The sequence below is a fragment of the Vibrio sp. La 4.2.2 genome (genome assembly GCF_027586995.1).
Classification (GTDB): domain Bacteria; phylum Pseudomonadota; class Gammaproteobacteria; order Enterobacterales; family Vibrionaceae; genus Vibrio; species Vibrio mediterranei.
Genome location: NZ_JAPPTJ010000003.1, coordinates 46,552 through 68,516 on the forward strand (window position 1 = coordinate 46,552; position 21,965 = coordinate 68,516).

Below are 21,965 nucleotides of genomic sequence, written 5' to 3' on the forward strand. Positions count from 1 at the left end.
CGTAATCACTAAACTCAAACAAACCCAAAATGCCGAACATTAGCTGTCGACTTGAGCAATTTGTTAGGTTTATAACCCTTTTCGATGTGGATCAGATACCCACATTGAAACAGTTCTAATAAATTGCCACACGTCACCTTCACTAGGCTTTAGATATCCTTCATCTTCGGGATCAGCCCCCATTTTCGCAAATGCTTCCATTATCCATTGAGGACCATGCCTACCACCTGTGATTTCCAAGCAACGAAGCCATTGTTCTAATGCCCCGACAGGGACAACAAATAAGCCAAATTTTGCTAAATTATCTAGTAGCATTTGGACAGAATCTTGATGCTCTTTGGGTAGTTCAAGAATTCCATTCTTATTGGGATTTAAGCCTGAATCAGTAAATGCTTTAGTGATATTACCCCTTAACACACCCCAACTATCTATTAATTCTTGGGGTATATTGCATGCCTTGCATATTTCTTTGAACTCTTTGTTAACCTTTATAATATCGAGATCTGTTATAGCCGCAGCAGGAATCCCCATTTCTCTGAGAGGAGCTATAATACGACCAATGGTTTGCTTATTCTGTGCATTAATAAATAAACTATCTTTCGCTCCATCACTATTAAAGTGATTTAAACGCTCATTAACTTCCTGATAGAACGCTCGATCTGCATCAGATTCTGAAACAATAACGCTTTCATGGAACATTGCTCCCAACACACCTGATGACCTTAGCAGAGGATTTTTCATTAATTCACTAAGCTTTTCAGATGGTAAGTACCTTGCTGATGGAACTCCATCTGTATATGTCATACGGACAATATTTATTTTTTGCCCAGATTGAACACAACCCATAACAAAATCAGAGCTATGTGTTGCAATGAACATTTTTTGATCTTTCTCTTTAGCAAGAGAGCTAAGCACTTTGCCAAGTTTGCGCGCTAACGGTGGATGTAGGAACGCTTCTGGTTCATCAATTAATAGAACTTTGTAATCTTGGCTTAATGTAGAAGAAACTAAACCCGTGAATGCTTTAACACCATCACTCATATTAGCAATGTCAGTTGCATTACTATGGAAATCTCTCGCTACCTGATCTAGACCTTGTTCTTCAGAATTATCTTTTGGTGCAACATCAGACATACGAATCCTAAAATGTGTCATGCTCGTAGGGTCAATTACAAAGTACTTTCCAATTGCATCAAACGTAATATCACTAATTCTTTTCCGTGCTTCGTCATTTTGAAAAAGCGCCATCAAGTGATTCTTTGCCTCTTTAGTCAAATCACCCGATGCTCGTGGCTCAGTTAGTGAGAACCGAGTTTTTCCATCTAGCCTAACTGTGTAATAAGATAGAAAATTCTCTGCAAAATAACTAAAGTCACTTTGATTGCCTTCAAACTGTTCCATAAGGTAATCCACACTAACCTGTCTAACAGGAGCTTCATTATCACTAAAAACACTTAGGCCCCTCATAAATATATGCCCATCTTGATGAGAGTAGCCTTCTGGTTTGTCGACTTCTCTAGCTTTTATCATTCGTATGAAATCATCTTTTTCAATTTTCTGTATATCAATATCATCAATGATCTTTCTATTAGGTTCAGGGTTGTTACAGATTGATTCTATTTCTTTTAGGATTAGACTTTTTCCAGAGTTATTAGGGCCAACGAAGATATTCACTGCTTCTGGAGCTAACAATAATGAATCAGAACTAGAGCCTGAGCCAAACAAAAAACTTATATTATTTATCACTTATTAACCTTCTATTTACTAGCTATACTGGTCTGTTGAAACCTTACGCCTTGCTAAATTGCAGCTAACTAACACGACACTCAAGTAAAGCCATCGTAACCACAAAACCCAACCAAACCAAAAATGCCAACTGTGAGCTATCGACTTGAGCAATTTGTTAGGAGTTTTCTATCTCTGCATCCCACATATCAGTATCACCATTGAACTTTTTATACCAAGCTCTCAATGACACATGTGCTGGACTATGACTTTGTGCTCCCCACATTAAAGCTTCTGATATCTCGGCTAGTTCTGTATGCTTATTGGTTGCGTAAGGCATCAATTTTTCAATTAATGAGAGAAGTCTAAATATATTTCTATTGTCCTGTGCATTAAGATTTTCTTGAGTCAACAAGTGCAAAACTTGCGCGGTTAGAACTGGTAAAATGATGTTCAGGTTTTTCTTGCGCTTGAGCCAAATCCCTTCAACCAAGCTAATTCCAATGCTTCTAGCTTGTTCTCCCTGATTAAAGTAGTTCAGGGTCTTTTCAAGCAACTCAGCTTCATTTTTATCTTTAGCTTCCCTAAAGGTGAGTACAAATTGGAGGATGGCTAGAAACCAACCAGCTAATGCTATTAAAATCGCCCAGTTCATATATACTTACTCGAAACTCCTAACGCCTTGCTAACGGGCGATAACGCTATAACACACGACTTAAAATTTGTAATCTAAACACTGAAGCTGATTTGAATGAAAGTGGCCAAGCGTTAGGAGTCCCTGTTAAGCAACTTGTTAGGCAACTTCACGCAAGTTATTCATGAATTCTTCGAAAACTAATTTACCTTTCTTGGTACTTTCAGCATGTATAGCTAAATACTCACTTTCATCGAGCTCTAAATCTAATTCAGAGCGAACAGACAATAACAGTTGTGGAGTCAGGTCGTTGACCCTGAAGAATTCAGACATACATCGCTGACTGAATTCTGCGTGTTCTTCATTTTGTACAGCCCAATTTGCATCTATTTCCGACGATACCTTATCCCTCGCTACACATTCGTTCTCGAATGAGCGATTGAGCCTGTCCCAAGCACCTTGATCCGTTATACCTTCTAGATTCATGTTCTTCATCATGGTCAAACAACGTTCAATTTCGTTATTATGTTTATGACGAAATGTTTCTAAGAACTCGATATGAGCTTTTCGCCCAACTAAAGCCTCACGTTCTATCAATAAACTCATGTAAGCAGCAGCTACCTCACCCATAAAAGTAGTTAGATTTTTTACTGTAGATTCTGAACCGACTAGGTTAATTTTTGATATCTGAGCTGCACTAGTAGAGAATGTATTTGAAACATGCTGATTTGGAATATTTAGGTCGCTCATGGAAGCCAATGTATTCTGATATCTACCTAGAGCTTCCATGCTCTCAAGGTAAACTTCTTTTTTGAGTAATTTTTCTCTTTCAATAGATGCTAACTTTAGTTGATGGTTGTTTTTTACCTCTTCTAGCATCTCTGCATAACCAGAACGAACTAACTCTACTTCATCAGTTATCGCACCGATATCTTCTTTGGTAGCTAAATTAGCTGCCTTAGAAGAAAGGTAAGATGGTAGGTACGATTTAAGTATGAAAAACACAAACCCAGCGCCAATAACTGCCCCTAGGCCAAAATTACCAACTAGTTCAAACAATTCTTTAATGTCACTTATGTTCATTCTTATCTCTATTGCCTAACGCCAAGCTAAGTTGCAGCTAACGCAATACCGCTCTCAACCTAACCAACGTAATCACTAAACTCAACCAAACCGAAAATGCTACGCGTTAGCTGTCAAATTAAGCGCCTTGTTATGTCATTTTGTGATTGAAGACATCTATTGGATTACCATCTAAAGTACTTTTAGCTAACTTGAGATTATTTTGAAGTGAGTTTTCTATATTTTCCAATAGTACGACATTTGACGAGTATATCGATTCAGCCGTCATATCACGCTTATCTGCATTATCGATGTCTTCTTTGAAATTCGCTTCGAACTTCGATAACAGTTCATCTACTTGAACATAATAGTTATGTAAATGACGAAGATTATCTTTTTCGATAGTAGTTAGTTTGGGTAATGCAACGCAAAACTGAGGCTTGAACTCAATAGTTGAAAAAGCAGGGCATTTAGGTGACAAGAAGCGTCTAACTTTCAATGCATCAATCACTTCTTTAAGTATTTCGATCTTGTCTTCGGACTGACGACTATTAAATCGCAACTCATCCAACAATACTAGTTTTGCACTTTCTTGGTTTTTTAATTCCTTTCGGTAACTCCAGTATGTATTGAGGGAAAAACCCATCAGGAGACCTAACAAAGTCCACGTCCCTCTATGGTCAAGCATTGACAATATTTTAACTACAAGTTCCATGAGTTTCCTCTTTGACATAACGCCTCGCTAAGCGGTGAGCGAACGTGTGCTATGTCTGAGCGACAACGAGTTCAGCACACGTTTGCGAATCTGTCTTAAGCGATTTGTTATGTGCCTGAACTATAAGACTTTTACAAAATATACTGGCGATGCGTTTTTTGGGGAAGTGGCTACCATTGAAGCGGCTTCAATACCCCATGAAAAAAACGTTTGCTTATTGCAAGCTGTACAAGTTGCCGCATATTCACCATTAACTTGAAATACTCCATTAAGAGCCGCTTGGTAATTCGTGCCACATTCTTTACACACCACATCAGTTATTGAGTACGACATTTTTACCTACTTAGTTGATTTATAATAAGATCGAGAGCCAATTTTCTTAAACTCTACTTTGTTCTGGTCTTGTAGATGACGAGCTAGCGTTGCAAAAAGCCACCCTGTTTTATTGTCAGTTTTGTTACCTTGCGGGTAAGCATTCTTAGTAAGATCCAGTTGTTGCTTGATAAAAGCTGCTGGCACCCAACCTTCGCTAAACCCAGACTCTGACTTAGTAATAAAACTTAACACCTGTTTCGCCATCTCGTTAAACAGCTGATCTATTTTGTTCTTTTCTTCCACCGGAGCCTCCTGACACATAACGCCTTGCTAAGGTGCAGCTAACCACTACGACACTCAGCTAAGCCACCTTAATCACTGCACTAGACCAAACCAAAAATGCCAAGCGTTAGCTGTCTACTTGAGCAATTTGTTATGTGATTGGGTTTAACAATGGCAAGACCCCGAAAATTTCACCCGCCCTAGCCTTGTTTTCAATGTCATAGGCTTCGTCACTGGAATCTACTACAAAATATTGATATTCAAGGTGTTCATGAATATATGATTTGGTTAACCCATCCAATTTAAGTTCACCTGACGCAAAACGAGGTAAGTCCTCTTGTTGCAAACTAGGGATTACCAAGCGATTAGCGACATAAACACAGAACTGATCGCCACTTAAACGACCAGATGCATGACTTTGAATACGAGTAATTAAACCGAATTTAGACTTATGACGATTCTTTTCAATCTGGCGACCAGACATACCGCAGTAGACTAAGTCTTCACCTCGCCAAATCGCATACACTCCCGCTGCGACTTGAGGAATATCCGAACTAGACCACTCTGAAAATTTGTATCGTTTTGAGAACATTGATTATTTACTCTTAAATCACATAACGCCTTGTTAAGTAGCAGCTAACTACCACTACACTCAAACTAAGCCACCGTAATCACTAAACTCAACCAAACCAAAATCGCCAAACGTTAGCTGTCTACTTGAACAATTTGTTAGCTTTTTGTCCTACGTTCGGGTTCAGCAACGTGGATATATAGGCTGTACGTATCTGCTGGCCTGACGAAACCTTCATATTCTATTCTGTGACCAATTGCACTGCGATGATAAGTTGCATGGTTTGAAATATGAAAAAAGATTTCATAAATCGTCATGCTACCTTGTTTACCATCAGCAAAAACAAAGTTCACATTACTTGATAGTGCATCAGTGGCAGTTAATTGAACTTGTTTAAGATACCAAGAGTTTGAAGATATCAACCTTTGCTCTAACTCTTCGAAATTGGGAACACTTAACGTATTAGTTTCTTTGTGAGGCGGAGACTGTTCAAGTAATCTACTTTGAAACAGTTCCTCTACAATTACCATATGATTCAGTTGCTGACAGCAAAACGCATAGAGGGAACTTTCTTTATCTAGTGATCCAATCGCCTCAAGGAGTCGAGTGTCTGACCAACATTTATACTCAAAGACTTTCAATAAGCTCTGCAATTTCAACACTCCCGTTAAAAGCTAACGCCCAATTAAGGGGTGAACAACGCCTCCCCCCAAACCTAAAGCATCGTGCCATAGACACTAAATTTGAAGTAGAAGCAAAAATGCCGAGCGTTGTAAATCCCTCTTAAATTGCTTGTTAGCTTATAGTACGCACGTAATCTCCAAACGAAGACCTTAGACTCTTCATAGAGTTTTTCCAAAACTCTATGTCTATATCTTTCCATGCTTGGCGATACTGCTTAACCATTGTCATTGGACCTACATGCTCAACCTCAAACGCTCTACCGTCTGCATGACCAAGCATTTGATCTCTTGCTTGTTTTATTAGTTCAACCGTTTCATCAAATTGACTAAGTTCGGAATCATCAATTGCGAAATTAACCCAAGGTCTCCAATATTGTTGGCGAAACTCTCTACTGTTTGTTGCTACACGTTCAGAATCACTATTTCCTTTATTCACGATTTGGCAAAAATAAATTATTGCCATTTCGACAGACGAATCTCTTACAAGCTCAATTTCATCTTCGTTGTAAGAACCTGCTGTAGCTACTGGCTTCTTAGCATGCAGATCGAGCAACTTACAGCATTGCTCTACCGCGAAATACCATAAAAACAACCGCCCTTTAATTTCTTCATTAGAATGATCCATTTGTTCTCCATAAGCTAACGCCTTGCTGAGTTGCAGCTAACTACCACTGCACTTAAACAAAGCCACCGTAATCACTAAACTCAACTAAACCAAAATCGCCAACTGTTAGCTGTCGACTTGAGCAATTTGTTAGGTTTACCAACCTGTGTCGTAAGATTGATTACTTAAACGTTCCATCTCTCTTTGGTTTTGCAAATCTTCTGCTTTCAATCTCTGACTGGACTCTGGGTCTACCGGAAGAGCTAAAGGAACTTTAAATGCTATTTTACTTAAGGTGGAGCTAGATTCTGACGAACTTGCTCCACCACCAAATGAAAGAACAGATGCGACTGTCAATTTTCCATCCGCAGATGTACCAGAATTTTCCGAAACTGATATGGCGATATCAAAGTCTACCGTATAAATATTCTGGCCATCACTCAGAGAAGATACATGTGACTGCGAGGGTTGTTGAGAAATTCTAACCGCTGGATTTAGACAACCTCCAGACTCTCTTATTTGTGACTGTGCTTCTTTCACTCCTTGAGTAATTTGAATCAGCGCTTCCTTCACAAATTGTTGTAGTTCCATCTTAACTCCTAATTAAACCTAACGCCCTGTTAAGGGGTGAGCAACGCAATACTGATGCCGCCGCATTCCACCTTAAACACTAAAACCAACGCATAGTGAAAATGCCACGCGTTGCGAATCCCTCTTGAACAGTTTGTTATAAGTATTTGTCGCGAATTAGCTTATGGAACTCTTGAGCAGATACATTTTTAGGGATTGAAAGGATGTCATCCTTAGACCACGGTTCCAACTTCAATCGTTTAACTGCACTATGGGAGCCTCCAATGAACAATTGATCGTGGGTATCTTCGGGACCATCACTATCGATAGATAAATGTAGATACGCTAACTGAGGCCAATATTCTAAGGCCAGTTCAATTGCACGTAATACAGCCTCTGGTTCTTGATCTACGCCAACCCAAATGCCAGTTGAATCTCGTAAGTCACTTTCGTGGACAGCATCACGTTCATACAATTCTGCAGAAAAGCCTTCTTTGAGTAGTCCATTCAGAACCAAATTAGAGTATGCCGTGTTAACCACTAAAACATTGCAAGCTCGTGCTTTCTTCAACAACGTGATTTGTTCTTGTGGCGTACGGTCTTTTGGTAACTCAAGAACTGGTAATTTTTCTTTCTTTTCCTCTTTTACTGGTTTCGCAACATTAACAAATTTGTTCTGGTCTTTAAGCCAAACCGCATATTTCTCTGAATCCTGTAAGTTTGGTCTAAATTTTGTCAGCATCAGAAAAACGCAAATAATCACAATAGCGATTAAGATGGTGGAAGATATTACTAAGTACCCTGCCGCCCAATCTGGTTTCGAAATTTTTGCGGCTGCAGCTAACAATATAGAAACTAATGCAACCAACATTACAAACCATGCGGCCATTAGCTGCATGGGGTGAGTTATTTTTTCTGGAATTATTCTTGATGTACTCATAACCTAACCAATCTCACTAATACTTATAACGCCCTGCTAAGGGGTGAGCAACGCAATACCGATGCCGCCGCATACCACCTTAATCGCTAAACCTGATGCATGGTAAAAATGCCACGCGTTGCGAATCCCTCTTGAGCAGTTTGTTAGATATTTATTGCAGCATTTTTTTGATTATCTGTTTCTTGTGCTCAATCATTTCATACAAAAATGAAGAGTATATTTTGTCGCCCTGGAAATCTAGAAACTCTCTAAGCCCATGGTTAGAGTCAAAAATTTCTTCTTGCTCTAAGACATTAACTTGTTCGCACAGTGTTTTTAGCTGTTCAAGATGATAACCAAGCTCTAGTGTAGGAGTTGACGAATATTCCGTATCAATACGGGCATTTATTAGAAGTTCTAATTGCTCTCTATTTGCAACGATGGATTGAGTCCCATCCCGAACGTATACGACGCTAGACTTCAGTCCATTACCTTCTTTCAAGCAAAGTACTGGTAGTAGCTTTTCTGAATACTCGACAAGCAGTACTTGAAACTTTTTACCGACCAATTTTGGTTCTGATTCATCGTATACAAAGTTAAAGACGTCATATTTCACTTGGCTTGGTATGAATTTTCTAAGAGTTTTACTTAGATCGGCCATATCTACTAGCCTTTCTAACCCTCTATTATCAAATTCTCCATCGGAGTCTTCTGCGACACCAAAGATAATTGCGCCGCCCCCACTATTTGCTAACGCTAAAACATGTTTAGAGACTTGCTCAAGTTGGGGCCACTCTGCCTTAAAATCTAGATAGTCTCTTTCACCAATATTGTCATTAAAGATCTCTTTCAAAAAGCCTCGAGTAGGTTTTTCGAAAAACTGTCGAAATAGTTCATGTTGTGTTTTCTGAAGACTCATGTTTTCTCTCAAATATCTAACGCCGCATTAAGGTGTGAGCAACGCTACCACGAAACTCAACCATGCCACCGTAAACACAAAACCCAACGATGGAATGAAAAATGCCATGCGTTGGGAATCACTCTTAAATGCTTTGTTATAAGCCTAGACAATGACACCTTCGATAATTAACTTTTCGACTGTACCATCAAGCTCAGTAGACAAACTTTCAACTTTATCCAGCAACGCCATTATTGATTCCTTCGATATATCAACTTTCTTACCTTCCTTGTCATAGCCAGCCCTATGAACACAATCATGCCTTACTCGTACTGCCTCAAATAACCATGATATATCTTTAAATTCATGCCCCAAGACCGCTTTGTACATTGGCTTAACTTTCTTCAGGTCATGGAAAATTAAATCCTTGAGATAGGTAGCAACTATCGTCTTTAACATTGACTGCTTTTCGTATATTTCTTGTAGAGTAAACTTACGCTGAGAAAACTCTGGCGTTGTTTCAACCAACTTTCTCGTCAATTCGTCAGAGCTAGTTACATATTGAATGAACACACCCGCTAAGTAGCCCTCCATTGCAGATACAACGTGTGCATGCAACATAACAAAAAGGCTGAATTGAGCACTTTCAGGTACATCGACTTCTAGAAGAGTATCAATATTGTTTAATTGTTCATTCAACAAGTCATATGGACTCTGCGTAGCATCATTGAGGTACCACTCAAGTTCTTCGTCATCTTCTGAATCATCATGAACGGCATATTTTTCAAGCCATTCATCCATAAAGTCTGGATCTCCAGCACTACCACCATACATTTCACAAAAATCTGCGTAATCACCCATTTACAGGCTTCTCTCCAATTAGAAATATTCTCAAAACTAATAAGGCTTATAACGCCGCATTAAGGTGTGAGTAACGCAACCACGAAACCCGACCATACCACCGTAAACACAAGACTCAACGATGGAATGAAAAGTGCCAAGCGTTAGGAATCACTCTTAAATGCTTTGTTAGCTGAATTTATACTGCCAAGCCATTTTGTTTCGCAAATTCAAGTACTTTAGGAATGTCACCTTTGACTAGAATTGGCATTGCTTTCTCGATTAACTCAACTTCCCAGTCCCACCATGCTAGCTCCAAAAGTACTTCTTGGTCAGCTTCACTGAACCGAGTTTTAACGACTTTCGCAGGGTTACCTACCGCAATACTATACGGTGGAATATCTGTAGAAACGACTGATTTAGCACCAATAATTGACCCATGACCGATGTTTACTCCGGGCATGATTGTTACGTCATAACCAAGCCAAACATCATTGCCAATTACTGTGTCTCTGTATGCTTTAAATGGGTACTCTGTCAACGGTAGAGCTTCAGCCCACTTTTCTCCGAAAACTGCAAACGGATATGTTGTGATACCTGAAGTTGCATGGTTTGCGTCAGGCATGATGAATTGAACCCTATTAGCAAACGCACAAAATTTACCAATATGAAGTGAGTTACCCGAAATACCAAAGTTATATAGTACATTTTTAGTCAGGAACTCTGTTGGATCGTCAAAGTCACTGTAATAGCTAAAATCACCGGCATGAACATTAGTCACTTCGCTTTCGGCGATTAGAGGTTTCAAAAAGACTGTATTTTTGAAGTCTTTGATAGGAAAAAGATTGTCTGATTTCATAGAGTTATTCTCGTTCTAATTTGCCTCTATTATTCCACACGCTGTAGGTCAATGTATTCAGCTAACGCCCGATTAAGTAGCCCGAAACAAACAATGACTGTTGCTGCATGACACCGTAAACGCTGCACTGCCTGCAAACTGAAAATGGCGAGCGTTGAGGGTCTGCTTAAATTGTTTGTTAGTTGAATGTAGCAAGCGAAGGAATCTAACAGCTAGCTACCCCGTAGACGCATGTCTTTACCATCCAAACTGATTCTATCAACACTGCGAAACCAACCATTTAGTGATTTGAACGTAATATTCACATTGCTTCCAGGTTGAAAAAAAGAGAGTGAGTCACGGCACACATAGTCGTTCAAACCAAAATAGAATGTACCTTTTTTATTACCATTAACTACTGTAAGCGCAACAGATATTTGTGACTTTCCTGTTTCTACACATTCAGCGGAGAGCACAGTCCCTGAAAAGTGCTTCTCTTTTTTTAGAGCACTAACAACCGTAAAAAAAGCTATTACTACGATGCAACAAACTAAGTATGTTCGATTACTCATTTATACACTCTAAAGATTGAAATAAACCGTTGTTCTTATCAATGCAACTAACGCCGCATTAAGGTGTGAGCGGCGCTCGGCTATACTTGAGCGAAGCGAAAATGCCGAGCGTTGCGAATCACTCTTAAATGCTTTGTTATACGATTTTTACTTTGTACCCACTGCAACCATTTTTGAATTGAACACTGTCATCCCATTGTCTTGAGGTGCCTCTGGAAAATGTCTTGGAGGGTAACTATCAAAATTAATAGTTAGCTGCGAAGATTCATCAATAGACAGGTCCCGAATTGGCAATAGTTTTCCATGGTTGAAGTTGATATCTTTCGGTTGATTCCACGTTACCCAAAATGCAAATGGAAAGAATTTAAGTAAGTCACCAACTATTGGCTTTGCTGCACCAAATTTGCTTCCAAAGGCTCGAGCAACACGAATGTCATTGAAAGGATAAAACCAGTAGAAAATTTCTAGTTCTTCGGGCAAAGCAGATGTTTCATCAAAAAAGTAATTTTCCATGACCTGATACATCGGTGCATGCGGTGTATCTTGCTTAACTATGTCTACAGCATTGCCGGCTAAAATATGGCCAATAACTGACCTTGCTATTCTTTGAGGCTTGATGAAGTAAGTTTTACATGGCGGTAGTGATAAGTTTCCGTTGGAAACAGATTCCGCCAAGAGTTTAACTTCGTTAAACAACTCAGCCAGAGCAGGATCGTATTTTTGCCCTAACCAATCATTGTTACAGCTCGAACAAGTTGTACGATAGTTCAAGCCTCCTTGAGAAGTAGTCGCGTACCTTTTATCGTATTCACCAGAGTTACTTAATGATCGGACAACAACTTTGCTCACATTTCCACAACTTGCAGGTGGTACATGCTCTCGAGTGAGTTTAGCTGGCTTTCTGCAAATAGCACAGTAACCTTCTTTCGGTCCCCACGTATTAATTCTTTTTGACAAATGATCCGAATATTTTCCCATTATGCCTCTACTTCCGACTAATCGTATAACGCTTTATAGACGGATTATTTCCGTACTTCCGCACACGCTACCGCCTTCTAAAAACATAGAATCTAACCATGTTAGATCATTAGTGTATGAATATCAGTAGATTAAGTATTATTAGCTTTGTTGCACATCACAAAATGCGGAAATTTTCCGTATAAGTCCTCAAATCTTACTTAGACTCAATAACTGTATACAAACACAGTATTGGAGTAAGTAATGAAATCCCCATTTTTGAACTACATTCGTGACTTTATGCGAGCGAGGCACTATTCGGAAAGGACAATAGACGCCTACCTCTCTTGGATATTTCAGTACATTGTTTATCACGATAAAAAGCATCCAAAGGAGATGGGTACTGCGGAGGTGGAAGATTTTCTTTCCTATTTGATCACAAGTCGTAACTTGGCTATGCGTACTCAAAATCAAGCACTCAACGCGCTAGTGTTTTTATATAAGCATATCCTTCATGACCCTATAGACGTCAATATGCGCTTTAAGAAGTCTAATAAGAGCAAAAAGCTCCCTACAGTCCTCACAGTAAAGGAAGTGAGTAAAGTGCTTGAAAGTATGCCGCCGAGCTTTTTATTGCCAGCACAACTCATGTATGGCTCTGGACTGCGTCTTATGGAGTGCCTTCGGCTCAGGTATCACGATATCGACTTTGATTATGGCGCGTTGAGAATATGGCGAGCGAAAGGAAATAAGAACCGAGTAGTGACGTTAGCCAGAGAGCTATTCCCAGCGATACGGAGACAGCAGCAACACGTTGAGAGTATTTGGAGGCAAGATGTTAAGCAGAGTGACTATTCTGGCGTGTGGCTCCCCAATGCATTGGCGACTAAATACCCAAAATCAAACAAAGAGCTCAACTGGCAGTTTCTGTTTCCTTCTGCTCGGTTGTCCATTGATCCTACTTCTAATTTGATTCGTCGACACCATATTAATTAGTCGAGCGTGCAAAAGGCTCTGAAATCTGCGGTAAAAAAGACGGGGATAGAAAAGCAGGTTAGCTGTCACACGTTGCGGCATTCATTTGCAACTCACTTACTGGAAAGTGGCGCAGATATTAGAACAGTGCAGGAGCAATTGGGGCATACAGATCTTAAAACGACTCAAATATACACCCTTTACGCCGGATAACCTAAATAATGTCTTAAAACCAATTGGATAGACGGATTGCTTCCGATTTCACTCATCAACAACCACTGTGTATACCCTCATGTGTTTGACGCTATATTGGCCCAAATGTGCCCCATTATTCATTGCATTGCCCCATAGGCGCCCCATTTTTCGAGACCTGTTTTTAGCAACAACCAGGGTTAATTAAGTCAATTGATCACAATATCGCTGTTGTCTTTATCCAACATGATGTCAATCGACGCTGAGCCCGCTCGAATGTTCAAGTTATGGTTTAAGGTAGGACTACCAGCATTGCACGCGATGGCCAACCCGATTGAATGCGAGCCACTGAGGTTGCCTTTGGAAGCATCAATTTCAATCGACCACTTTAATTCCTGCTCATTAAATAAAGCTTGCCGATTGCGTTGGTGCCACGACAACTGTGTAATGTAGTGACTGGCCAAACTGCCCACTTTGACTGGCAAACGAGAACTATCCACCAACTGTCCTCGAGTGTTATAGACAAAACTGGTCGCACTCATTCTCAGCGCTTCCCACGTTTTTACTGACGGCACCGTTCGATAATATGGATTGGTCGGCGAATCCATACTGGTGTTATGCAGTCGTACCGTGATGACCCCTTTTCGTTTGAAGTCCGCTTTAGGAATTTGGATCGTAAACACTTTATGGTATTTGAAGCGATTGTTCTCCCCTCGTTGGAATGTGAAAATGATGCCACTGATGAAGGAGATCCTTCGTGATGTCAGACCCACTGAACCAATAAGTTTCCCTACTTTCACCGTACCATTAAATTCTCCCGTTACGCCATGGATTGACCCGCCGATAATTCGCGGAGCACGCAGTTCCGTCCCCGCCACAATGTGTTCCCCTCGGATGGTTCCCAAGGCAATGATGCTGCCGTCGACGATTAACTTTGGCGTGACCCAACGTTTTCCATCAAACATTCGAGAAGCGGCTCGGGTTACCTTCGAACCACTTAAGGCATACACAGTGAATACATCGTCCTTCACGGGCGAATGCCCGACATGAGAGCGGAACAATGAATTCGCGGTGGAATCCGAAGGAAAGGTACCGCTTGAAGTCTTGATGCGATAGATTCCGGCCCCGCGTTGAGCCTGGCCATCATCCCCTTTAAATTTCGTCCAAGCGTAACTAGACGGATTAGTGGACTCCGTCGCACTGGTTTTGTTGTACGCAATGCCAATGTACCGCTTACCAGCCGAACTATTGGATAACCCTCGACCTGAAGCGGTGTCTGCGTATTTTATCCAGGTGTAACGCTGAGTGGCATTCTGCCCTGAAGGTCCTTTTAAATCCGTTAGGCTACCCCAGGAGCCCGCTTTACCATTGGTGATCTGGCGACTACGCAGATATCGATCACCAGATCGCCCCGGAAAGTGCCAATCACGACGATTCGCACTGAACTGAAACTCGGTATAAATGGTGTCCCCATCTTGACCGTCACGTCCTCGAATATCACTCAATCGAGACACCGTATGGCCATCGAGCAGTTGTATCTGCCCTTTCACTACCAAGGTTCTTAAGTTGGCATCCCAATAGAGGTTACGTTCTAAGGAGATGGGATCCGTCAATGAGATATAATCCGCTAACATATCAATGGCACTGACTTCACTCTCGGCGGTCACGGTCATTCCGCTCACCCGCCCCTCTTTATTGACCACCAGTGCGGCTCTATCTTCCAGTAACACGACGCTCGCTTCGTTGTATTCAACTAACGTTGTCAGTTCTTTAGCCCAATCGAGTTTTGGTATTTCAGGACCAATCAAATCCAGAATATCATTGGGTTCAAACGGCGTGGTCACCGAGGCCACCAGCAACGGACTTCTCCCGACTGCATTGATGGCTTCCACGCCATACCAATAGGTAGTATCTGGTTTTCGTCCTTGATGGTTTAGAGTGAAGTTGCGACCCAGATAATGGGCTCGGCGCTTGACCTGTGCCTGAGTCAGACCAAAGTACCAGTCGTAATTTGTGCCTAAGGTCTGATAGCTGTCCAATACTGGCTTAGCCGTCACCGTATAATTGGTGGCATCAAACGCGATCTTAGCTGGTGGTTTAGGCTTGTCGATAACGAAACTGGCCATGGTTTCAGGCCCTAGTTGTCCCGTCTCATTACACCCTCTAAGAAACAAAGCGTAGTGACCCATTGGCAAACCACTCAACCGCAATTCAGTATCCTCCGTCTCCTGGTTCGAATACACCTTGTCATCTCTTATCAGCCGTATCACAAATCGTATCCCATCGACGACTCTTGGGGTGTTCCACGTGATCCGGATCTGGAATGCGTCCTCGTATTGTTCAGCTTCCACTTGTAAACGCTCAACGGGAGGAATGCGGCCGCCATAAAGACTCGCACTTAAGGGGTCGAAGTGCAGCCCTTCTTCAATCAACGCATGTTTTTCGGGCACATGTTGGAGCGCGGTGATGCGATACCCTGTCTCTGTTTCACTGATGTCGACGCAACGCCACAGAGTGGGTGTCAGCGACTGGGTAGAAAGTGTCCACGCAAGCCAGGCGTCTAACCCTTCTGGTTTTTCTTCCAGTATCAGGGTCTTCGACGCTGGCTGAGAGAGCACGCGAATACGTTTGGCTTCACCCTCTGCGTCAATGTACCCCAACCACGCGACCAAATCGCGCGTTTCCACCTCTCTGTCGAGCGTCACGGTGTAGTCTTGTATTGACTCAACTCGTCCCCCTATATTCGCTCCTGCACGATCATTGTCCGCGATCTCAATGACGTCACCCGGCAAGTGGCGGAGCCCTTCTCTTCCCGTCGCAAAGCTCACCGTATAACGCTCAAGTTTTTCAGTGGTTAATAACCATTTTCCTGCTCGTATTGCTTGCCCTCGTGACGTACAACCAAACGGGTGGATTGTTTTCGTATTGAGCCCATAACGCGCAATAGCATCGTCATCACTGATGTACTCCGTTTGCTCCTGCCAGCCATTGTTGGGATCTTGCCATTTGATATGAATTGCAGTGTGTCTGGCTTTCTTGGCGCTGGCTTGATAGACAAATTTACCCGCATCTACATTGGCATTGGTGTATCGGTATACCGGATCTTGGGGTAGATCGGCGGAGGCCGACAAGGCCGTACCCGTCCAAATTGGCATAGCCCGAAATATGGCGAACAAGTGACTAAGGACGGCGTGTGCTGCGCGAGGAGTATCCAGATACACGTTACAAGTCATTCGGGGCTCTTTCCCCCCAAAGCCATCATCCACCCATTTGTCACAGTATTGCGCGATCTGATACAGCGACCACTTGTCCATCCCATTAGGACCTAAACGCTGCCCCAAGCCAAAACGGTCGTTCGTCGCCAACTCCAACGCGACCCAAGCTGGGTTATTCGTCCAGGCTATCTTGAAAGTGCCATCCCAGAATCCCTGATAGGTTCGATTCCCTGGCGTGTAGTTGCTGGGGACGCGCACTCTGATCCCACGTCCTAAAACGTTAATTCGCGGCACCCCTGAGAACTGGGAACTGTCGAGCGTTAGACCTAACACTGCTGAGTTGGGGTAACACAATTTTGAATCTATGATTTCGGTGTAGCTGGACCACAAGGTGTCGTTATTGAGCTTTTGGGATGTAGAGTCCTTCGTCAGACGTGTCACCGTCACCTGAAATGGTGTCTCTGGCAACGACATAAATTCTATCGACTTCAGATACTGGGAGGTGGTTTTTCCCTCGATGACCATCGATTGACTTTGTCCATCACTCAATGACACCTTCAACTCCACACGGGCGCCGTGCGTATCTCCTTGGCTATTAACTTGGCGCAAGGCGGTAACACCAAGCGTCACTCTAAGACGATCCACTAGCGGATTGGTCACGGTACGAACCAATGGGTTGGCCCGTTCGACTTTTGCTCCAATTATGACTTCCGACTCTAGCTCAGAAAACCCTGTCAATGGAGCCTGTGAAGGTGTACCCGATGTCCACTCAGCTTTCACTCCACTGAAGTTGTAGGTCCCATCTTCATTCATGATAGGCGTATCATTCAAATAAAGTGAGTTGAGCCCATTCAGTGGCCCCTCGACCTCTCCCTCACTGAGCAAATGGACCACCGACAATCGCTGTTTGGATTTAAGTGAATCCGGCTGCTCTGTTGGAATGTGCTGACTGCCGCCGCCCCCTTTACCCATTTCACTCAGTCCTCAAGCCTTGGCTTAGTATCTTTCCAGCAATCATGCATTCGCCAATCAGAATGGGGACGCAACCGCCTTGAGCCACTTGGTTTTCAAGTGATGCGAAGTACTGATTCGGTTCCCCATTGTTGGTCGTTGTGCCACTCGAAGTATCTGGCATATCGGTAAGCATCGTTGCGACGCCAGACAGCATCATGGACGCTCCTGCTGTCGCCATCCCGGTTGACAGTGCTCCCCAAGCTGCCAGTGAGGCCCCTCCCGTATAAAACGCGGCCACCACCAGCACGGCACCAGCGACCACTTGCCAAATGCCCCCTTTTTCTGCGCCTATTACCACAGGCACCACATGAATGACATCGTTCATACCAATGGGTTTGAACGTCTCATCTAACACTGACTCTGCCGAAATATCCCGACGTTTGATGCGCACACGGTACTGTCCGTGCTCCATATGAGCACGCAAGCCTGAAATTTGCACCATCAAAGCTCTGAGGGCTTCACTGGCGGTGGTGACCTCGAGTTGGAACTGGCGTCCAAATCGTTGCAGATCCCCATAAAGTCGCACGGTTGCCATGATTGATACCTCCAAATGGAATGTAAGTGGTGGCGCCAATAGCCACCAAAAGACTGACGGCAAGACAGCCGGTTGGGACAGTGGTGTAGCATGCGGTTATCGCCGAGATAGATGGCGCAATGATTGGCGATGTCACTCGCCAGTTGAATCATCAGGACATCCCCAGGCTTAGGAGAACCCACGCGGTAGAAGCCATGTTTAGGAAGGTGGTCGATATACAGATTTTGTCCTTTTTTCCACCAATCCTCTTCATAAGCAATTTCTGGAAGCTGATGCCCTGATAAGGCATAAGCATCTTTCATCAAGGTATAACAATCCACTTCACCATATTGGAAATTACGTCCGAGCAGTGGTGGGACACAGGGGTATTGATAAAGATCGGCATTAGTCACTATCCACCATGGCAGTTGAGTTTGTAGTTGAGCTTGCCGATCAACTGCGCTAAGGACTTTGGTACCGTCTGGATGAGAATGCACAATCGCGACAACCTCACCGAGCGTCTGTGCTTTCATCCACCCTTCAGGAGCTAACACCATATGCGTATCCCCCTCCCTAGCGATATTTTTCACGGGAAGGAACTGTGCCTCGCCTTTGACATGTAGCACCAATCCACACATTTCTTCTGGAACGAGGAGCGCTGCATAATCGAGTAGTAGTGATTTCATCGAACAGAGGTCGGGAATCCGCCAAAAGGAAGCGGTGCATTAATACCAAAACGCATTTTACAGCTCCCTATTCGTTTCCCGCATTTATCTTTGTGAATGTCTTGAGTTGGTTTATCTTCAGCATCAGCAACCGGACCACCAGCATATCCGCAGTTGCCGTCTCGGTATTGCCAAACGCAGACGTCCGTCGTGACCATTCTGGCGGGGATGATGGCACCATCCGTCTCACACGGAAGCGCCAATTCAAACGAAGCAGAAAGCGCATCAATGTTGACCAGGCGCTCAACGACGAAGCGCGATATCACCTCTTGCGTTTCATCAGCATCCGGATTTCCGTGTTCAAAGTTTTCTGCATCCAAATGGTGTAAATACATTTGACGTCGAATGACGATGGCTCCCACCAACTCTTCGTAGTTCATTGTGAGGCCGGTGATCAATCCATTAATATTAGCGAGCGTAAGCTTAGGACGTGAAGATGTACCCTGCCCTTTTAAGTCAAAACCCGCACCTCTAACTGGATACGGTTGATAAGTATTTCCCTGCCACACTATCGGTTCGCGGTTGGCATTGTTGCCATTATGAAACCGAAATCGCTCTCCACCTATCGCGGTTAGATCCACTTCGTACAACTCTAACAAGGGAGGCTGCTGGATCTTGGCTGATTCAATAAGCATTTTTTGTGGGATCACGGCAACACCTCCGCTACATCGTCGGAAAACTGGGCTTATGTAGTGAACGTCATCGTTTGAGTTGACAATATTGAATAGCTTGGACTAGTATCCGAACCGAGGCGTCAGAACCTCTTAATCAAGTCGGACTGCACCAACCCCGATAGTGTTGGCTTTTTTGCGCCTGAAATATGGCCAGCTTCCCTAGCATAGATCTATCTATAGAATTATGTCGGGAGGGCGACGAATACAAAACCTTTCGGGGAAATAAGTCCGCGGTTTACTTGAGCCGTTCTGAACCTCCTGGCACCCATTCAGTAAGTGGGTATTTTCAGAAAAATCAAGGAGGCAGTGATGCCAGTACAAACTACACCGATAATGGACCATCGACCCGAAGACTTAGTGTTTATATCCCCAACAAAAACGCTAATAACCAACTCTCTTCTCGTCGCCGAGTGCTTTAACAAACGCCACGACACCATACTTCGAAAAATAAGCTCTCTTGAATGCTCGCCCAAATTTAACGCCCACAATTTTGCGGCCGTTAACTACCATGATTCGAAAAATGAGCGTCGACCTAAATATGAAATGACCAAGGACGGATTCATGTTCCTAGTGATGGGATTCACAGGGAAAAGAGCGGCGGTGGTCAAAGAAGCTTACATCAATGCGTTTAATGAAATGGCTGAACAATTCGAAAATCATTTAAGGCTCCCTTCTCCACCGGCGAATACAATTGCTCTTCCGAACGTTTATCACCAGCAAATTCTTCTCACCGTTCGGCAAGGGGAGATCGTAGAAAAGCGCCTGCTAACCAATGATGAGCTGGTGATGAATAGGAATAGGTTTATCAACTACTTTAAAGAACCTGATATTGCTTTTAACGATATAGAGCAACTAGCCGAGTTATCAAGAGTTGTGAATGAGAGAATTTGTATAGTAGCTACAAAGTAAAACTTCCCTGACGGAGCCTCGCTCCGTCAGATGCTACGGAATCACACCTTATGATGTTAACTGGACGTAGCTACCATTAAATCGTGACCTCACACACATATCAGTCGATTGATATGAAGAGTAGTGTGATTTCTTCAAGTAACTAATTGATTTCCTAAAATTGATCCTTATATATTCATTAGGTTGATTATAAGAGTTTCAAGATGTTTAAAGAGTTAATTGATGAATTTACTGCTGTGTGGCCTTTTGAGTCCGTTAATGCGAAAGTTGAACACGCTAAGTACAAGGAATATAACAAAATCATTGATGCACAAGCTAAGGCTGGAACCTTAGAAGGCACTTATAATCAGAACAAAAAAACGTTTAAATTTAATGAGTTAGAAATATCAAAATTACTAACCAAGCGAATTCCAGAATCTATCTATTCAAGTGCCGAACTTTCAAAGAATAAGTTCAAAGTTACTGGTTCAATTGGTCAAGGAGGTATCGCTGATATACCGTGGATCTGCATTTTCGATTTGGATGTTACCTCAACAGCCTCAAATGGCTATTACGTTGTCTATTTGTTTGATGCCCAATTAGAAAATCTCTACTTATGTCTTGGTCAAGGATGGACTCAATATGAAACAGCTTTTGGTGTTGCCGAAGGTAGGTTCAGGATCGGAAATGCAGTAAAGGAAATAAGAGACCAGATAAAACTTCCTAATGGCTTTTCACATACTACGATTGATCTTGCCTCAACTGGAGGGTTAGCTAAAGGCTATAGAGATGGTGTTATTTTCAGTAAAAAATACCAACTTAGCTCTCTTCCTGATAATCACACTTTAATTAATGACCTAAATGTCGCACTTAAATCATACAATGAACTAAAGTCTCTAATTGGGTTGAACATTATGGACTTCGATATCTTCGCTAAAGAAGAATCTTTCCAAAATCAAATTCAGGACTCTGCACCAAAAACGCCTAAAGGGAAGATAAAGCGGAAGAAAAAAGTCCGAACTCACCTTAAAGAGACGTATGCGCGTTGCATTGGCCCTTCTTCTGACGCCATTAATAAAGCTGACTACAAGTGCGAAAATGACACGAATCATACAACATTCGTTTCAGCTGCATCTGGGAAGCAATATGTAGAGGCACACCACCTAATACCAATGGAGTTTCAAGATGACTTTGAATACAGCATCGATGTTCCAGAGAACATCATCAGTTTGTGCCCAATTTGTCATCGATTATTTCATCATGCATCTACTGAAGCGAAGAAGGAAATTATCGTAAAATTCTTTGACAATAGAAGTACACAGCTTGTAAATGAACGCGGAGTGAGTATCAAAATAAAAAGGCTTCTGGGATACTACAAAATATAGCTACTACATCCATGTATTGCTCTAATTAAATGCCTGGGTCAGGTTTAATTTTCACCAGAACTACTTTAGCGTATCAAATATAGATGAAGATGTTTATTCTCACATAGAGAAACAACACCATATGGGGTACCCTAGGATTAGGAAATGCTAAATGTAATCGCTCTGAACTACAAAGAATTACGAAAGATAGTACATTAG

22 protein-coding genes and 1 pseudogene are annotated in these 21,965 nt (G+C 42.4%); 3 read left to right on the plus strand and 20 right to left on the minus strand.

The genetic code is table 11. The features are described 5' to 3' along the window. Positions 1–69 precede the first annotated feature (69 nt). From OH456_RS06495 to OH456_RS06580, 16 genes are all read right to left on the minus strand, one after another. Positions 70–1,746 carry an ATP-dependent nuclease gene (locus OH456_RS06495; RefSeq protein WP_270033089.1) on the minus strand — a complete coding sequence of 559 codons (1,677 nt, stop codon included), beginning with the start codon at positions 1,744–1,746 and terminating at the stop codon, positions 70–72. A gap of 157 nt (positions 1,747–1,903) precedes the next feature. Next, a complete protein-coding gene (locus OH456_RS06500; protein WP_270033090.1) occupies positions 1,904–2,380 on the minus strand; it encodes a hypothetical protein in 477 nt (158 codons plus the stop codon). 138 nt (positions 2,381–2,518) lie between these two features. Then, entirely contained in the window at positions 2,519–3,442 is a 924-nt protein-coding gene (locus tag OH456_RS06505; RefSeq protein WP_239942003.1) for a chromosome partitioning protein ParA, read from the minus strand. A 130-nt stretch (positions 3,443–3,572) separates the two neighbouring features. Next, the gene (locus OH456_RS06510; protein WP_270033091.1) at positions 3,573–4,136 is read right to left on the minus strand and encodes a hypothetical protein; all 564 of its coding nucleotides are present in this window, start codon (positions 4,134–4,136) and stop codon (positions 3,573–3,575) included. A 120-nt stretch (positions 4,137–4,256) separates the two neighbouring features. After that, positions 4,257–4,469, minus strand: coding sequence for a hypothetical protein (locus OH456_RS06515; protein ID WP_270033092.1), 213 nt, complete (start codon positions 4,467–4,469; stop codon positions 4,257–4,259). Between the two features lie 6 nt (positions 4,470–4,475). Beyond that, positions 4,476–4,754, minus strand: coding sequence for a hypothetical protein (locus OH456_RS06520; RefSeq protein WP_270033093.1), 279 nt, complete (start codon positions 4,752–4,754; stop codon positions 4,476–4,478). Positions 4,755–4,884: 130 nt separating this feature from the next. Further along, positions 4,885–5,325, minus strand: coding sequence for a hypothetical protein (locus tag OH456_RS06525; RefSeq protein ID WP_270033094.1), 441 nt, complete (start codon positions 5,323–5,325; stop codon positions 4,885–4,887). A gap of 137 nt (positions 5,326–5,462) precedes the next feature. Beyond that, the gene (locus tag OH456_RS06530; protein ID WP_270033095.1) at positions 5,463–5,957 is read right to left on the minus strand and encodes a DinB family protein; all 495 of its coding nucleotides are present in this window, start codon (positions 5,955–5,957) and stop codon (positions 5,463–5,465) included. A gap of 142 nt (positions 5,958–6,099) precedes the next feature. Next, positions 6,100–6,612, minus strand: a complete 513-nt coding sequence (locus OH456_RS06535; protein WP_270033096.1) for a hypothetical protein — start codon at positions 6,610–6,612, stop codon at positions 6,100–6,102. 135 nt (positions 6,613–6,747) lie between these two features. Continuing rightward, positions 6,748–7,182: a hypothetical protein gene (locus tag OH456_RS06540; RefSeq protein ID WP_239913574.1), complete on the minus strand. Its 435-nt coding sequence runs from the start codon at positions 7,180–7,182 to the stop codon at positions 6,748–6,750. Positions 7,183–7,318: 136 nt separating this feature from the next. Continuing rightward, positions 7,319–8,101 (minus strand): hypothetical protein, encoded by a 783-nt coding sequence (locus tag OH456_RS06550; RefSeq protein WP_270033097.1) that lies wholly within the window; start codon positions 8,099–8,101, stop codon positions 7,319–7,321. A 151-nt stretch (positions 8,102–8,252) separates the two neighbouring features. Beyond that, on the minus strand, positions 8,253–8,999 hold the full coding sequence (locus tag OH456_RS06560; RefSeq protein ID WP_270033098.1) for an AlbA family DNA-binding domain-containing protein: 747 nt from the start codon (positions 8,997–8,999) through the stop codon (positions 8,253–8,255). 144 nt (positions 9,000–9,143) lie between these two features. Beyond that, the gene (locus OH456_RS06565; RefSeq protein ID WP_140304463.1) at positions 9,144–9,839 is read right to left on the minus strand and encodes a hypothetical protein; all 696 of its coding nucleotides are present in this window, start codon (positions 9,837–9,839) and stop codon (positions 9,144–9,146) included. Positions 9,840–10,017: 178 nt separating this feature from the next. Then, positions 10,018–10,677, minus strand: coding sequence for a CatB-related O-acetyltransferase (locus OH456_RS06570; RefSeq protein WP_270033099.1), 660 nt, complete (start codon positions 10,675–10,677; stop codon positions 10,018–10,020). A 212-nt stretch (positions 10,678–10,889) separates the two neighbouring features. After that, positions 10,890–11,228 (minus strand): hypothetical protein, encoded by a 339-nt coding sequence (locus tag OH456_RS06575; RefSeq protein WP_270033100.1) that lies wholly within the window; start codon positions 11,226–11,228, stop codon positions 10,890–10,892. Between the two features lie 147 nt (positions 11,229–11,375). Continuing rightward, positions 11,376–12,206 carry a hypothetical protein gene (locus tag OH456_RS06580; RefSeq protein ID WP_270033101.1) on the minus strand — a complete coding sequence of 277 codons (831 nt, stop codon included), beginning with the start codon at positions 12,204–12,206 and terminating at the stop codon, positions 11,376–11,378. A gap of 243 nt (positions 12,207–12,449) precedes the next feature. Between OH456_RS06580 and OH456_RS06585 the strand changes: the two are divergent. Beyond that, positions 12,450–13,373: pseudogene (locus OH456_RS06585) on the plus strand (integron integrase). Between the two features lie 188 nt (positions 13,374–13,561). Here the strand turns inward: OH456_RS06585 and OH456_RS06590 are convergent. From OH456_RS06590 to OH456_RS06605, 4 genes are read right to left on the minus strand one after another with little or no spacing between them, the layout of a single operon-like run. Then, positions 13,562–17,539, minus strand: a complete 3,978-nt coding sequence (locus tag OH456_RS06590; protein ID WP_270033102.1) for a host specificity protein J — start codon at positions 17,537–17,539, stop codon at positions 13,562–13,564. 1 nt (position 17,540) lies between these two features. Continuing rightward, positions 17,541–18,116 (minus strand): tail assembly protein, encoded by a 576-nt coding sequence (locus tag OH456_RS06595; protein ID WP_270033103.1) that lies wholly within the window; start codon positions 18,114–18,116, stop codon positions 17,541–17,543. After that, positions 18,023–18,781 carry a C40 family peptidase gene (locus tag OH456_RS06600; RefSeq protein WP_270033104.1) on the minus strand — a complete coding sequence of 253 codons (759 nt, stop codon included), beginning with the start codon at positions 18,779–18,781 and terminating at the stop codon, positions 18,023–18,025. The genes OH456_RS06595 and OH456_RS06600 overlap by 94 nt, the downstream gene beginning before the upstream one ends. Continuing rightward, on the minus strand, positions 18,778–19,470 hold the full coding sequence (locus tag OH456_RS06605; RefSeq protein WP_270033105.1) for a phage minor tail protein L: 693 nt from the start codon (positions 19,468–19,470) through the stop codon (positions 18,778–18,780). The genes OH456_RS06600 and OH456_RS06605 overlap by 4 nt, the downstream gene beginning before the upstream one ends. A 333-nt stretch (positions 19,471–19,803) precedes the next feature. Between OH456_RS06605 and OH456_RS06610 the strand changes: the two genes are divergently transcribed. Next, positions 19,804–20,403: a Rha family transcriptional regulator gene (locus OH456_RS06610; RefSeq protein ID WP_270033106.1), complete on the plus strand. Its 600-nt coding sequence runs from the start codon at positions 19,804–19,806 to the stop codon at positions 20,401–20,403. Positions 20,404–20,606: 203 nt separating this feature from the next. Beyond that, positions 20,607–21,767 (plus strand): MrcB family domain-containing protein, encoded by a 1,161-nt coding sequence (locus OH456_RS06615; RefSeq protein ID WP_270033107.1) that lies wholly within the window; start codon positions 20,607–20,609, stop codon positions 21,765–21,767. Positions 21,768–21,965 lie beyond the last annotated feature (198 nt).

Excerpts from the sequence above, each read along its gene's own strand:
- OH456_RS06500 (WP_270033090.1), bottom strand. The coding sequence starts at position 2,380 with ATGAACTGGGCGATTTTAATAGCATTAGCTGGTTGGTTTCTAGCCATC.
- OH456_RS06505 (WP_239942003.1), bottom strand. The coding sequence starts at position 3,442 with ATGAACATAAGTGACATTAAAGAATTGTTTGAACTAGTTGGTAATTTT.
- OH456_RS06510 (WP_270033091.1), bottom strand. The coding sequence starts at position 4,136 with ATGGAACTTGTAGTTAAAATATTGTCAATGCTTGACCATAGAGGGACG.
- OH456_RS06515 (WP_270033092.1), bottom strand. The coding sequence starts at position 4,469 with ATGTCGTACTCAATAACTGATGTGGTGTGTAAAGAATGTGGCACGAAT.
- OH456_RS06525 (WP_270033094.1), bottom strand. The coding sequence starts at position 5,325 with ATGTTCTCAAAACGATACAAATTTTCAGAGTGGTCTAGTTCGGATATT.
- OH456_RS06535 (WP_270033096.1), bottom strand. The coding sequence starts at position 6,612 with ATGGATCATTCTAATGAAGAAATTAAAGGGCGGTTGTTTTTATGGTAT.
- OH456_RS06540 (WP_239913574.1), bottom strand. The coding sequence starts at position 7,182 with ATGGAACTACAACAATTTGTGAAGGAAGCGCTGATTCAAATTACTCAA.
- OH456_RS06550 (WP_270033097.1), bottom strand. The coding sequence starts at position 8,101 with ATGAGTACATCAAGAATAATTCCAGAAAAAATAACTCACCCCATGCAG.
- OH456_RS06560 (WP_270033098.1), bottom strand. The coding sequence starts at position 8,999 with ATGAGTCTTCAGAAAACACAACATGAACTATTTCGACAGTTTTTCGAA.
- OH456_RS06565 (WP_140304463.1), bottom strand. The coding sequence starts at position 9,839 with ATGGGTGATTACGCAGATTTTTGTGAAATGTATGGTGGTAGTGCTGGA.
- OH456_RS06570 (WP_270033099.1), bottom strand. The coding sequence starts at position 10,677 with ATGAAATCAGACAATCTTTTTCCTATCAAAGACTTCAAAAATACAGTC.
- OH456_RS06575 (WP_270033100.1), bottom strand. The coding sequence starts at position 11,228 with ATGAGTAATCGAACATACTTAGTTTGTTGCATCGTAGTAATAGCTTTT.
- OH456_RS06580 (WP_270033101.1), bottom strand. The coding sequence starts at position 12,206 with ATGGGAAAATATTCGGATCATTTGTCAAAAAGAATTAATACGTGGGGA.
- OH456_RS06590 (WP_270033102.1), bottom strand. The coding sequence starts at position 17,539 with ATGGGTAAAGGGGGCGGCGGCAGTCAGCACATTCCAACAGAGCAGCCG.
- OH456_RS06595 (WP_270033103.1), bottom strand. The coding sequence starts at position 18,116 with ATGGCAACCGTGCGACTTTATGGGGATCTGCAACGATTTGGACGCCAG.
- OH456_RS06600 (WP_270033104.1), bottom strand. The coding sequence starts at position 18,781 with ATGAAATCACTACTACTCGATTATGCAGCGCTCCTCGTTCCAGAAGAA.
- OH456_RS06610 (WP_270033106.1), top strand. The coding sequence starts at position 19,804 with ATGCCAGTACAAACTACACCGATAATGGACCATCGACCCGAAGACTTA.
- OH456_RS06615 (WP_270033107.1), top strand. The coding sequence starts at position 20,607 with ATGTTTAAAGAGTTAATTGATGAATTTACTGCTGTGTGGCCTTTTGAG.